The sequence below is a fragment of the Streptomyces tauricus genome, from assembly GCF_014650955.1.
GTDB classification, from domain to species: Bacteria; Actinomycetota; Actinomycetes; order Streptomycetales; family Streptomycetaceae; genus Streptomyces; species Streptomyces tauricus.
Window position 1 is genome coordinate 215,000 of the sequence record NZ_BMVY01000007.1, and the last position, 12,708, is coordinate 227,707.

General features: G+C 71.4%; 11 protein-coding genes and 1 riboswitch. Of the genes, 8 read left to right on the plus strand and 3 right to left on the minus strand.

The features are described 5' to 3' along the window. Positions 1 to 167: 167 nt before the first annotated feature. A riboswitch (cyclic di-AMP (ydaO/yuaA leader) is annotated at positions 168 to 345 on the plus strand. 2 nt (positions 346 to 347) lie between these two features. After that, on the plus strand, positions 348 to 1,301 hold the full coding sequence (locus tag IE278_RS14500; protein ID WP_189772338.1) for a M23 family metallopeptidase: 954 nt from the start codon (positions 348 to 350) through the stop codon (positions 1,299 to 1,301). 192 nt (positions 1,302 to 1,493) lie between these two features. Here IE278_RS14500 and IE278_RS14505 read toward each other — a convergent pair whose 3' ends face one another. Then, entirely contained in the window at positions 1,494 to 2,072 is a 579-nt protein-coding gene (locus tag IE278_RS14505; protein WP_189772340.1) for a TetR/AcrR family transcriptional regulator, read from the minus strand. A 223-nt stretch (positions 2,073 to 2,295) separates the two neighbouring features. On the opposite strand from IE278_RS14505, the gene IE278_RS14510 reads away from it, so the two are divergent. The 4 genes from IE278_RS14510 (at position 2,296) to IE278_RS14525 (ending at position 5,771) form a co-directional block, all read left to right on the plus strand. Beyond that, positions 2,296 to 3,189 (plus strand): SDR family oxidoreductase, encoded by an 894-nt coding sequence (locus IE278_RS14510; protein WP_189772342.1) that lies wholly within the window; start codon positions 2,296 to 2,298, stop codon positions 3,187 to 3,189. Between the two features lie 68 nt (positions 3,190 to 3,257). Further along, complete coding sequence (locus IE278_RS14515; RefSeq protein WP_246570315.1) at positions 3,258 to 3,923, plus strand: O-methyltransferase; 666 nt, start codon at positions 3,258 to 3,260, stop codon at positions 3,921 to 3,923. Between the two features lie 196 nt (positions 3,924 to 4,119). Continuing rightward, positions 4,120 to 4,839 carry a DUF6250 domain-containing protein gene (locus IE278_RS14520; RefSeq protein ID WP_189772344.1) on the plus strand — a complete coding sequence of 240 codons (720 nt, stop codon included), beginning with the start codon at positions 4,120 to 4,122 and terminating at the stop codon, positions 4,837 to 4,839. Positions 4,840 to 4,985: 146 nt separating this feature from the next. After that, complete coding sequence (locus IE278_RS14525; protein WP_189772451.1) at positions 4,986 to 5,771, plus strand: SGNH/GDSL hydrolase family protein; 786 nt, start codon at positions 4,986 to 4,988, stop codon at positions 5,769 to 5,771. Positions 5,772 to 5,839: 68 nt separating this feature from the next. Here IE278_RS14525 and IE278_RS14530 read toward each other — a convergent pair whose 3' ends face one another. Together IE278_RS14530 and IE278_RS14535 are read right to left on the minus strand one after the other, a co-directional pair. Then, the gene (locus IE278_RS14530) at positions 5,840 to 6,505 is read right to left on the minus strand and encodes a TetR/AcrR family transcriptional regulator (RefSeq protein ID WP_189772345.1); all 666 of its coding nucleotides are present in this window, start codon (positions 6,503 to 6,505) and stop codon (positions 5,840 to 5,842) included. Positions 6,506 to 6,881: 376 nt separating this feature from the next. Further along, a complete protein-coding gene (locus IE278_RS14535) occupies positions 6,882 to 8,045 on the minus strand; it encodes a glutamate dehydrogenase (RefSeq protein WP_189772453.1) in 1,164 nt (387 codons plus the stop codon). Positions 8,046 to 8,373: 328 nt separating this feature from the next. Between IE278_RS14535 and IE278_RS14540 the strand changes: the two genes are divergently transcribed. The 3 genes from IE278_RS14540 (at position 8,374) to IE278_RS14550 (ending at position 12,706) form a co-directional block, all read left to right on the plus strand. After that, positions 8,374 to 9,684, plus strand: coding sequence for an MBL fold metallo-hydrolase (locus IE278_RS14540; protein ID WP_189772346.1), 1,311 nt, complete (start codon positions 8,374 to 8,376; stop codon positions 9,682 to 9,684). Positions 9,685 to 10,016: 332 nt separating this feature from the next. Continuing rightward, complete coding sequence (locus IE278_RS14545; protein ID WP_189772347.1) at positions 10,017 to 12,200, plus strand: ATP-binding protein; 2,184 nt, start codon at positions 10,017 to 10,019, stop codon at positions 12,198 to 12,200. A 71-nt stretch (positions 12,201 to 12,271) separates the two neighbouring features. Beyond that, positions 12,272 to 12,706 carry a roadblock/LC7 domain-containing protein gene (locus IE278_RS14550; protein WP_189772348.1) on the plus strand — a complete coding sequence of 145 codons (435 nt, stop codon included), beginning with the start codon at positions 12,272 to 12,274 and terminating at the stop codon, positions 12,704 to 12,706. Positions 12,707 to 12,708 lie beyond the last annotated feature (2 nt).

Consider the following 12,708-nt stretch of genomic DNA (forward strand, 5'->3'; position numbering starts at 1 on the left):
GTCCGCTTTGTTTTCAGGGGTTTAACAAACCCGGGACGGTCCATATGCACGCAGGGTGACCGGTATTTCGGTCGAGGATCAAGAAAACGGGGCACACAGGAAACCCTCAAGCTTGTTCCCGCCTCTTCATGTCGCTTACGTTCACCTCCAATCCGGACGGACGCCCAATCCTGCCGCCGCCCGGAATCCGCACACTCACCCGTACGTGGCAGGAGCGGGGGACCCACAGGTACTACGCCTGTTCCGGTCTCCGGAACGGCTTGGGGTTAAGTCGCGTGAAAGCGCGGCCGGGCATCTCCAGCTCGCACCCGACAGCTCACCTCGCAGGCGCCGGAGAGGAATTCGTCATGCCCGCGAAGGGTAAGCACCGCCGTCCCAAGTCCCAGCGTTTCACCCGCTCCATAGCCGTGGCCGGAACCGGGGGAGCGGCTCTCGCCCTCCCGCTGCTCGGTGCCGCCGGAGCGAACGCCGCGACTCCGCAGACCGCCGCCGATTCCGTGGCGAGCGCCGCGAACGTCTCGAACATCGCGAGCAAGTCCGCCGCTGCCGCGCCGACCGCCGAGAAGCAGGCCGACGCGAAGGCGAAGACCGAGGCGAAGAAGGTCGCGACCAGGACGTACGCCGTGCGTTCCGGCGACTCCCTGTCGAAGATCGCCGACGCGCAGGATGTCACCGGCGGCTGGAAGAAGCTGTACTCGGACAACCGCACGGCCATCGGCGGCGACCCGGCCCTCATCCACCCGGGCCTGAAGCTCGCCCTCGGCGGCAAGGCGGCGGCTGCCCCCTCCGGCTCCACCGCCCCCAAGGCCGACAAGTCGTCCGCCGAGTCCGCGGGCAAGCCCGCGGCCAAGAAGACCACCACGGCGTCCAAGGCTGCGGACACCTCGACGGCCACCGGCTTCTCGCTGCCGGTCGGGAACGCGACCATCGGCACCCCGTACAAGATGTCGGGCAGCATGTGGTCCAGCGGCTACCACACCGGTGTCGACTTCGCGGTTCCCACCGGCACCTCGCTCAAGTCCGTCGGCGCGGGCACGGTCGTCTCCGCCGGATGGGGCGGTGCGTACGGCAACCAGGTCGTCATCAAGCTCGCCGACGGCCACTACGCCCAGTACGCGCACCTGTCCTCCCTCTCCGTCTCGGCCGGCCAGGCCGTGACCGGCGGACAGCAGGTCGGCCTCTCCGGTGCCACGGGCAACGTCACCGGCCCGCACCTGCACTTCGAGATCCGCACCACCCCGGACTACGGCTCGGACGTGGACCCGCTGGCGTACCTGCGCGCCAAGGGCGTCTCCATCTGACGCCCTCGACGTCCACCGGTGTCGATCCGCGCTGATTCGCGTTGACCGGCGCCGACCGACCCGCTCGTCTCCGAAGGCCGGACCCTGTGATCCCCGGGGTCCGGCCTTCGGCATGTCCCGGGCCGGACGGGCCCCGGTCCGCCGGCATCCCGGGTGCGATGCCGAGTCGGACGGCTGCGGCGCCGGGGCGGGTCATGCCCCCGGATGGTTCAGGGTGCGCACGAACTGCTCCGTGAGCCGTTCGGTGTCGATGCCGCCCGCGTCGCGCCCGGTCAGGATGTGGAAGAAGGGCGGGCCGATCAGGAGCGCGGTCGCCTGTTCGAGCGAGAGGGTGGTGTCGCTCCGCTCGCGCACCGCCTCCACGACCTCCGCGGCGCTCTCCCCGAGGATGTCGCGGGAGGCGAGCAGCGCGGCGACCTCCGCGTCGTGCTGGGCCTCACCCATGAGGGCGCGGTAGGCCGCCCCCGCGTGGGAGTGTGCCAGGAAGGCCACGAGGGCGTCGAGATACGCCTTGACGTCCTTCAGGGGATCGTCGCTCCGTCGCACGGACAGTTCCTCCCGGGCGTCGATGGCGCTGGCCTCGTACAGGACCTCCGCCTTGTTCGACCACCAGCGGTACACGGTCTGCCGGCCCACGCCCGCCCGCTCGGCGATGCCCTTCATGGTCAGGGCCGCGTACCCCACTTCCACCAGCAGGTCGTCGACGGCGTGCAGCACGGCGGCCCGTGCGCTTTCACTGCGGGGCCGTCCGCGGCCACTTCCATCCACCATGCCGCCACTCTATGCGAGGCATGGTGTCTCGTATGTGTTACCTTTACGGTGCATGGTGACTCGAAATTGAGTGTCCGGCCTTGCCTCCTCCTGTCCCGGGGGCCTGCCGGGCGGTGTCGGCGCCGTGCTCTGACCACTCCCACGACACCCGTCTCCGTCCTTCGACTACCCCTGCAACCTGCCGTTTTCGCCTGCCCTTCTCAGGGCGAAGGAGGTCACGCTCATGCGTGCATTTGTCACTGGAGCCACCGGTTGGATCGGCTCCGCCGTGGTCGACGAACTCGTCTCCGCGGGCCACCAGGTCATCGGTCTGGCCCGGTCCGACCGGGCCGAGCAGGCCCTCGCGGCCAAGGGCGTCGGCGTCGTCCGCGGCGACCTGGACGATCTCGGCTCGCTGCGGCGAGGCGCCGACCAGGCGGACGCGGTCATCCACCTCGCCAACAAGCACGACTGGGGCGACCCCGCCGAGTCCGACCGTTCCGAACGCGCCGCGGTCCGGGCCCTCGGCGACGCCCTCGCCGGAACCGACCGCCCGTTCGTGGTCGCCGCGCCTCTCTCCGGCCTCGTCGAAGGACGGCCCGCCACCGAGGACGACGTCAGTCCGGCCGTCGGCCCGGACTCCAACCGGGGCGGCAGCGAGAACCTCGCCCTGGACTACGTGGCCCAGGGCGTGCGCACCGTGATCACGCGGTTCGCGCCGAGCGTCCACGGCCACGGCGACTGGGGGTTCGTCAACTTCCTCACCGCGGCGGCCCGCGAGCGGGGAGTCTCCGGATACGTCGGCGACGGCTCCGCCGCCTGGTCGGCGATCCACCGCGACGACGCGGCCCGGCTCGTCCGCCTCGGCATGGAGCGGGCGCCTGCGGGGACGCGCCTGCACGCCGTCGCCGAGGAGGCCGTCACCACCAAGGTGATCGCCGAGGCGATCGGCCGCAGCCTCGGCCTGCCGGTCGACTCCGTCGCCCCGCGGGACGCCGGAGCCCATTTCGGGTTCGTCGGCCGCTTCTTCGCCTCGACCATGACCGCGACCAGCGACGCCAGCAGGCGGCTGCTGTCCTGGGAGCCCACCGGGCCGGCCCTGCTCGCGGACATCGACGCGGGCGCGTACACGGCCTGACGGCACGGGCGCCCACCCCACCCGACCTGAAGTACAGGCACCAGCACCGATCCGAAGGAGCCAGCACCGTGCCCACGTATCCGTACACCCTCGCGGAACCACGTGTATCCGCCGCCCTGACCCGTATGTTCGAAACCGCCGCCCATGACGACGAGACCGTGTCACGGCTACGGAGCGACCGGTCCCACGACCTGGAGTCGCGGACGGCGCAGGAACTCGCCGACGCGGCGCAGGAGATCTACATGCCGGTCTCCGCCGACGGCGGCAGGCTCCTCTACAACCTCGTGCGCGCCACGAAACCGGCCACCGTCGTCGAGTTCGGCACCTCGTACGGCATCTCCACCCTCCACCTGGCCGCCGCCGTCCGCGACAACGGCACGGGCAGGGTCATCACCACGGAGATGAGCCGGACCAAGGCGGCCTCGGCCCGTGACACCTTCGCCGCCACCGGTCTCGACGACGTGATCACCCTGCTGGAGGGGGACGCCCTGCACACGCTCGCCGCACTGCGGCAGCCGGTCGACTTCCTGTTCCTGGACGGGTGGAAGGACCTCTGCCTGCCCGTGCTGCGGCTCCTTGAGCCGCGCATCGCGCCCGGCACCCTCGTCGTCGCCGACGACGTGGATCTGCCCGACCTCGGCCCCTACCTCGACCACGTGCGCGACACCGCCAACGGCTACCACAGCGTCACCTTCCCGGTGGAGGACGGCCTCGAAATCAGCTGCCGCCTCTGAACGGGCTCCCTCCTGACAGCTCCGGTCGCCGGGTACGTACGTACGACACGGGGTTGCAACATCGCCTGCATCGACAGGGCGCGTCGGGGGCGGCACAGTGATCTCCACAAGCGCTTTCTGTGCGGCGGACGAACCGTCCCCGACGCCCCCACGCCCCACGCCCCTCGATGTCCCCTGCCCTCCGGAGGAGTCCCGTATGACCACCACACGCAGAGCGTTCGGAGCGCTGGCCGCGGGAGCCGGTCTCGCCGCGCTCGTGCCCGGACAGCCGGCGGGCGCCTCGGAGCGTCACGGCCGGGGCGGGCTGATCGCCCGCGACGACTTCCGCCACGGTCTGGGGCAGTGGGTCACCGAGTTGCAGGACGGCGGCAGCGTCAGCGCCTCCGGGGGAGTCCTGGACATCGACGTGCCCAGCGGAGCGACGGTCTGGTTCAAGCGTGCGCTGCGGGGGCCGTACGTCATCGAGTACACCGCCACGCCCATCTCCGCGGGCGGCGCCAACGATCGCGTGTCCGACCTCAACAACTTCTGGAACGCCGTCGACGCACGCTCACCGGACGACCTCTTCGCCACGCCCCGCGGCGGCGCGCTCGTCGAGTACGACCACCTCAGGACGTACTACGTCGGTTACGGGGCCAACTCCAACACCACGACCAGGCTGCGCCGGTACGTCGGTGAGGCCGGCGTACGGCCGCTGATCCTCGACTACACCGAACCCCTGCTCACGGCCAACCGGCCCCACCGGGTCCGGATCGTCTCGGACGGGTCGACCGTCCGGTGGTGGAACAACGGACGGCTCGTCTTCGACTACACGGACCCGGAGCCGTACACGCGGGGGCACTTCGCCTTCCGGACCACCTGGAGCCACTTCGCGATTCAGCACTTCCAGGTCAGGGAGCTGCGGCGACGCCACTGAACGCGCCCCTTATTCCGGGGTTGACCAACACTTGACGAGTGGCTTATCTCACCGGGCGTCAACCCCTTCCTACGGTCGCGTAGGTCACACCTCAAGGTGAATCATGGGCCGACGTGGCAGACGATTCGAAAGACGACAACAGATCAGTGATCGGGTCGTACGTGGCGGTGGGGGACAGCTTCACCGAGGGCGTCGGCGACCCTGGCCCGGACGGGGCGTTCGTCGGCTGGGCCGACCGGTTCGCGGTACTGCTCGCGGACCGGCGGCCCGAGGGCGACTTCAATTACACCAACCTCGCGGTCCGCGGGAAGTTGCTCGACCAGATCGTCGAGCACCAGCTGACGCGGGCCAGGGAGCTCGCGCCGGACCTGGTCTCCTTCTGTGCGGGCGGCAACGACATCATCCGGCCGGGCACCGATCCCGACGAGGTCGCGGAGCGCTACGAGCGTGCCGTCGCCGACCTCACGTCGGTCGTCGGCACGGTCCTCGTGACCACCGGCTTCGACACCCGTGGCGTACCCGTGCTCCGGCACATGCGCGGCAAGATCGCCACGTACAACCTGCATCTGCGGGCCATCGCGGACCGGTACAACTGTCCGGTCCTCGACCTGTGGTCCCTCAAGACCATCCAGGACCGGCGGGCCTGGGACGGTGACCGGCTCCACCTGTCGGCCGAGGGACACACCAGGGTGGCCCTGCGCGCCGGCCAGGTGCTCGGCCTGGAGGTGCCCGCGGACCCGGACCAGCCGTGGCCCGTGCTGCCGCCGCGCGGCACGTTGGAGATGCGGCGGGACAACATCCACTGGGCGCGCGAGTACCTGGTGCCGTGGATCGGCAGGCGGCTGCGCGGGGAGTCCTCGGGCGACCGCGTGGAGGCGAAGGGGAGCCTGTCCCCGAACGACATCAAGTCGTGGATAGAGGCCGTGGCCTGAACGGGGCTGAGGGGGACTGAAGGGGGTTGGGCTGGGCTGCGGGGCGGTTCGTCTGAGGGATGGTTGCCTCAGGCATCCGGAGTCTGGGGTTCCGCGGTCTGGGGTTCCGCGGTCCGGGATTCAATCGTCTGGGGCTCGACGCGGTCGAGCCCCAGCTCCCTGGCCAGTGCCTCGTCCACCCACTGCTGGGTGCGGGCGCGTGACACCGCGCCGGGGTACGCCGTCATCTGCACGGCCAGCCCGTCCAGCAGGGCGGTCAGGCGCAACGCCGTGCCCGTCGGGTCCTGGCACCGGAACTCGCCCGCGGCCACGCCCTCGGCGATGACCTCGGTGAGCGCTGCCTTCCACTGCCGGTCCAGGTCACGGGTGACGTCCCGCAGCGCCGGCTCGCGCAGCGCCACCGCCCAGCCCTCGATCCACAGCCGCCAGCCTTTCGCCTGCCCGGTCGGCGCGTACCAGCGCACGGCCGCGCGCAGCCGCCGCAGGGCCGTCGTCCGGCGGCCGAGCAGCTTGCGCAGATGGGCGAGGTCGTCCTCGGCCGCGTACGTGAACGCGGCGGCGACCAACTTCTCCTTCGTGGAGAAGTGATAGAGCACCAGGGCGTTGCTCACTCCGAGCGCGTTCGCCACGTCGGCGATCCGCACCGCGGACACCCCGCGCTCCTCGATCTGCCCGATGGCGGCCCGCAGTAACTCCTGACGCCGCTCCGCCACACCCAACCGCACTCTCGCCACCGGGCAACCCTATTGCGTGGCCGGGACCGGTGCGGCCGGAGGGGCGGTTACCGGCCGCGAGGACCTGGGCAGGTCGGGGCGTGCGGCTCCGGCCGGTCCGGTCGCGTGGCAATCGTCGGTGCCTGACTTGGCCCGGCCGTGCCCGGAACGGCTCGGTTCGGGCACACGGGGCTCTCACGGATCCGGTCGTGCCGGCTTCGGTCGAGCCGGAGTCCGCGCCGGTTCGGGCGGCCGGGGTCCGTAGTGGGTCGGGTCGGGTCGCGTCGGGACCGTGCCGGATCCGGCTGCGTCGGGACCGCCGTCGGCCCGCGCGAGCGTAAGGCGGGGCCGGTGCCGGCGGGCGGGGACCGGGGTGGGCCCCGGCGCGCTGAGGGCTTCAGCGATACCAGCCGTACCGGTTCGCGATCTCCGGTAGGCGTTCCGCGACGATGGCGTGTGCGGCCGCGCGCGGTGTCGAGCCGTCGGTCTCCGCGCGGGCGAGCGTCTGGTCGATCAGGGCCCGCATCGAGCGGCGCGTGTACGCGAACGCCTCCTCCGCGTCGGCCCCGATGTCCCCGAACAGCGTCCACCACCACCAGGCGTTGGTACCGGAGTTGACCACGACGTCCGGCAGGACGGTGACGCCGCGCGCGGCCAGCAGCTCCTCCGCCTCGGGCAGGACGGGCATGTTGGCCGCCTCGACGATCCAACGGGCCGTGATGCGCTCCTGGTTGCCGGTGTCGACGGCGTACGAGACCGCGGCCGGCACCAGCACATCGGCCCCCGCCGACAACCAGGCGTCACCGGGCAGCTCACGGTCGCCGGGGCGCAGGGCCGAGCGGTCGACCGTGCCGTACGTGTCCCGCGCCGCGAGCAGCGCGTCGATGTCCAGCCCCTCGGCGTTGGCGATCGTGCCCTTCACGTCGGCGACCGCCACGACACGCAGCCCCGCGCGCGTGAGGAACCGGGCCGTGGCCCCGCCCATGGTGCCCAGGCCCTGTACGGCGACCCGTGTGCCCGCGTACGCCACGCCGGCCCGGTCCAGTGCCGCCAGCACCGACTCGGCCACCCCGCAGCCGCCGACCAGCTCGTCCAGGCCGATGCCGTCCACCTCGACGGCGAACGCGTCCGCCAGCCGCCGGCGTGCCGCCTCCTCGTCGTCGAGCAGCGGGTACACCGCCTGGATCGACGACACGAGACCCGCCTCCTTCGCGGCGCGGTCGACGAGATCCTGGGTGACGCCGAGGTCCTCCCCGGTGGTCCAGTGCTGCTCGATGTACGGGCGCATGGCGCGCAGATACCGCACGAGCAGGCCGTACGCCTCCGGGTCCTGGGGGTCGCAGTCGATGCCGCCCTTGGCGCCGCCCAGCGGGATGTAACGGCCCTCGGGGTTGTAGTGCAGCGCCTCCTTCATGGTCATGCCCCGGGCCAGCCCCGCGACCTCGGCCAGCGTGCACCCCGCCCGCATCCGCAGCCCGCCGCTGGAGACACCGCGCACCAGGCGGTCCACGACCAGGTGCCCCTGACGGCCCGTGACGTGGTCGGTCCAGGTGAGCGACATCAATGGGGTGCTGTCCGGGTCGGTCACAGGGTCTCCTCGGGAACAGGGATCGGCTTCGGGACGTTTCACCGGCTGGAAGCCGGGCGCACAGAGCGTCCGGGTGCCGGTCCCGCACCCTCGCTACTGAATGATCGGTCAGTATCGAAAGTGCCGGGCAAATCTGTCAATCGTGTCTGTCGACGTGCTGAACGGATCTTCGGTGTGAGTGATGGGGTACGGGGTGATCCTCGCCGTGCTCGGCACGGACACCGCCCTGTCACGCGCCCGACCCGGCGCTGTCAGAGGCGGCGACCATAATGGATATTCAGACCGACCCACTGGAGGTGCCGTGACCGGCTCCCGTTCCCTGAGTTCCGGGCTCCGTGCTCTGCGCCCCGCCGCGTTCGGCGTGGATCCGAGTGGTGAGCGCATGCAGCGCATCCGCAGATCTCCGAACTACGCGGACGGCGTGTTCCGCAATCCCGAGGGCGCCCCTCGCCCGGACGGCGCCATGCGCGAGTTCGCGAAGTCCTACTTCCGCAAGGAGGAGCGCGTCCAGCGGGCTCCCGCGGGCGTCGTGCCGGTGCACGCCACGACCCTCGCCGACCTCGCCGCGCCGCCGGCCTCAGGGCTGCGGCTGACGTGGATGGGCCACTCCAGTGTGCTCGCGGAGATCGACGGACACCGGGTGCTCTTCGACCCCGTCTGGGGCGAGAGGTGCTCCCCGTTCGCCTTCGCCGGGCCCAAGCGGCTGCATCCCGTGCCCGTGCCCTTGGCGGCGCTCGGCCCGGTCGACGTGGTCGTCATCTCCCACGACCACTACGACCACCTCGACCTGCCGACGATCAAGGCCCTCGCGGACACGGACACGCTGTTCGCGGTGCCCCTCGGCGTCGGCGCCCATCTGGAGCACTGGGGCGTCCCGGCGGACCGGCTGCGCGAGCTGGACTGGCACGAGACGACGAAGGTCGGCGGGATCTCCCTCACCGCCACACCCGCCCGGCACTTCTGCGGCCGGGGCCTGCGCAACACGCAGCACACCCTCTGGGCCTCCTGGGTGGTCGCGGGCGACGAGCACCGGATCTACCACAGCGGCGACACCGGCTACTTCACCGGCTTCAAGGACATCGGCACCGAGTACGGGCCCTTCGACGCCACGATGATCCAGATCGGCGCGTACAGCGACTTCTGGCCCGACATCCACATGACGCCCGAGGAGGGCATGCGCGCCCACCTCGACCTCCAGGGCGACCGGCCCACCGGCGTGATGATGCCGATCCACTGGGCCACGTTCAACCTCGCGGCGCACCCGTGGGCCGAGCCGGGCGAGGGCACGGTCGCCGCCGCCCATGCGGCCGGCGCCCGGGTCGCGCTGCCCCGGCCCGGTGAGCCCTTCGAACCCACGGCCGAGAGCGTTCCGTCCGAGCCGTGGTGGCGGGGTGTGGCCCTGGTGCCCAAGGGCGGCTGGCCCGCCGTCGAGAAGACGGCCACCGGGGAGACGGCCGTCGCCGACGCGGCCGGTGCCGACAAGGCCGTCGCGGAGGAGGGCGTCGCGGACGAGGCCGTCGCGGACGAGGGCGTCGTCGGGAAGGCGGTCCGTGACACTCCGCGTGACAAGGCGACGGACGCCGGAGACCCGGAATCGGTGCCGACGGGCTGACCTGAGGGCTGACCTGAGGGCTGCCCGAAGGCGGTCGGCGAGGGCCGAGGAGCGAATTGCTCCTCGGCCCTCGCCGTTTGTCGTTGACCGCTTCTGACCAGGTCTGATCGGTTCGGCGAGACATAGGCGCGGGTGTTCGAGGGGTTTATCGGTCTGTCGTACGAACGCTCATACCAGAGCGGGATGTCAGCCGTCGGACTTTGTCAACTGCCCACCGCACATGATGCGGTGGCGACTACTGTGAGTGGCCGCTGAGCGACAGAGGGCCGATTTCTTCGGCTCTCTCGACCGGGGGATCCCCACAGCCCCGACACACCAGTACGAGGACGTCGATGTCTCACCTTCGCGCACCGGCCGCACGCGCAGACCGCCGCGAGGGCGGGCGGCACGGGCGACCGGTCGCCCGCAACACCCCCACACTGCCCGAGACCCACATACGGCCCCAACTGCTCCGCCTCGCGATCCTGCCGCCCCTCGCGGTGGCTCTCAGCGCGAGCGCCGCCGTGCTCTTCACCGTCCGCACCACCGGCGCACGCCCCGGCCCCACCCTGTGGATCGTGCTCTCCGGAGCCCTCGCGGTCGCTCTCGCGGGCATCGTGATCGCCACCGTGGCCGCAGACCGGGCCGCCCGCTCCGTGCACGACCGCATCGGGGCGCTGCGCCGCATCAGCGCCCGGGGCCAGGCCGATCTGGTCGGCCTCGTCGAGACACTGCGCCGCGGTGACGGGCCACCCGTGCGCCGACCGCGCGGCCGGCCCGCCCCCGACGCCGACGACTTCGACCTCCTCGCCGAGGATCTGGCGTCCGCGCACGACGGGGCGATCGGCGCGGTCGTCCAGGCCTCCCAGCTGTCCAGCCACGCGGGCAGCGAGCAGAAGGTCGAGGTCTTCGTCAATCTGGCCCGGCGGCTCCAGTCCCTCGTGCACCGCGAGATCTCGATCCTCGACGAGCTGGAGAACGAGATCGAGGACCCTGACCTGCTCAAGGGCCTCTTCCACGTCGATCACCTCGCCACCCGCATCCGCCGCCACGCCGAGAACCTCGCGGTGCTCGGCGGTGCCGTCTCGCGCCGCCAGTGGAGCAACCCGGTCTCCATGACCGAGGTGCTGCGTTCCGCGACCGCGGAGGTCGAGCAGTACTCACGGGTCAAACTCGTACCGCCCATCGACGGGACCGTGCGCGGGCACGCCGTGGCCGACGTCATCCATCTGCTGGCCGAACTCGTCGAGAACGCCACGGTGTTCTCGGCGCCGCACACCCAGGTGCTGCTGCGGGCCAACGTGGTCACGTCGGGGCTCGCCGTCGAGGTCGAGGACCGCGGGCTCGGCATGCCGCTGGCCGAGCAGCACAAGATGAACGCGCTGCTCGCCGATCCCGACCAGGTGAATGTGGCGAGTCTGCTCCAGGACGGCCGGATCGGGCTGTTCGTCGTCTCCCAGCTCGCCCGCAGGCACGGGATCGCCGTCCGGCTGCAGACCAACATCTACGGCGGAGTACAGGCCGTACTGGTCGTACCGCAGGCGCTGCTGGGGGACGAGGAGGGCGCGCCGGCCGGGGCGCGGACGGCGGCGCCCGCGGGGGTGAACGGGTCGCCGGTACGGGGTGCGGTGATGCCGGGTGCTCCCGCTGTCGCGGGGGACTCTGTACAGGGCACGCCTGCGCATGGGGGCCCTGCGCATCGGGGGCCTGCGCATGGGGCTCCTGTACATGGGGCGCCCATACAGGGGGCGTCGCCACATGGGACCCCGCCACATGGGACCCCGCCACACGGGGCTCCCGCTCGTGGGACCCCCACCCAGGGGCCAACTGCCCCTGGGGCGCACGCACATGGAGTGTCCCTACATGGGGCCTCAACACATGAGGGCCGGGCCCACGCGACTCCGGCACACGGGACCTCGACCCATGGGGCGCCAGCACATGGGTCCCCAACCCATGAGACTCCTGCGCACGAGGCCTGGACCGCCGTGCCCGCGCAGGCGCACGGGCAACTGCAGCCGGACGGTACGCCGGTCGGGCTGACCGTCGTGAACGGGGGCGGTGGTGGCGGTCCCGCTCCCCTTCCCGTGCGGGGCGCCGAGAACAGGGCCAACCCCGCGGAGGCCGTCCCCGGGATCCGGCCCGACGACAGGCGGGCCGTCGCCGAGAACACCGCCACGCCGCCCACCCCGCGCAACGGCGTGGTCCGCGGCAGCATGAGCAGGCCCCAACTGCCCAGGCGGCGGGCCCAGGAGCACATCGTGCCCGAACTGCGCGGGGGGCCCGCGCCCCGGCAGGAGTCCGAGTTCCTGGTGGGACACGATCCCGGTCTGATGGCGGCGTTCCAGCGGGGCATCGGACTCGCCGAGGCCCAGTGCAGGGAGATGGATCCCATGGGTTCGGCCCACACAGGTTCGGCCCACATGGAGGCGACACCCATGCAGGCGCCTCCCATGCAGCCGACCCCCGTGGAGCCCACGCCCATGGAGCCTGCCCCTATGGAGTCCGCCCGGCACGACGGGAGCACACCAGCCGGATGAACCACGCCACCCCCACTCCCACCCACACTTCCGCTCCCGAAGACCTTCGTATTTCAAGGAGTCGATCCCCCATGGCGAGCGATGCGCCGACCGGTCATGCATCCGATCTCGACTGGCTGATGAGCGGCCTCGTACAGCGCGTCCCGCACACCAGAAGCGCGGTGCTGCTCTCCTGCGACGGCCTCGTCAAGTCGGTGCACGGGCTCGACCCCGACAGCGCCGACCACATGGCCGCCCTGGCCTCCGGGCTCTACTCCCTCGGGCGCAGCGCGGGCGTCCGCTTCGGCGACGGCGGCGACGTGCGCCAGGTCGTCGTCGAACTGGACTCCACGCTGCTGTTCGTGTCCACCGCGGGTTCCGGCACCTGCCTGGCCGTGCTGGCCGGGCGTGACGCGGACGCGGCCGTACTCGGCTACGAGATGGCGATGCTGGTCAAGAGCGTCCGCCCGTACCTGATGACCGCGCCGAGGCAACACAGCGTCGAACCGTCGGCGATGAGGCCTTGAAC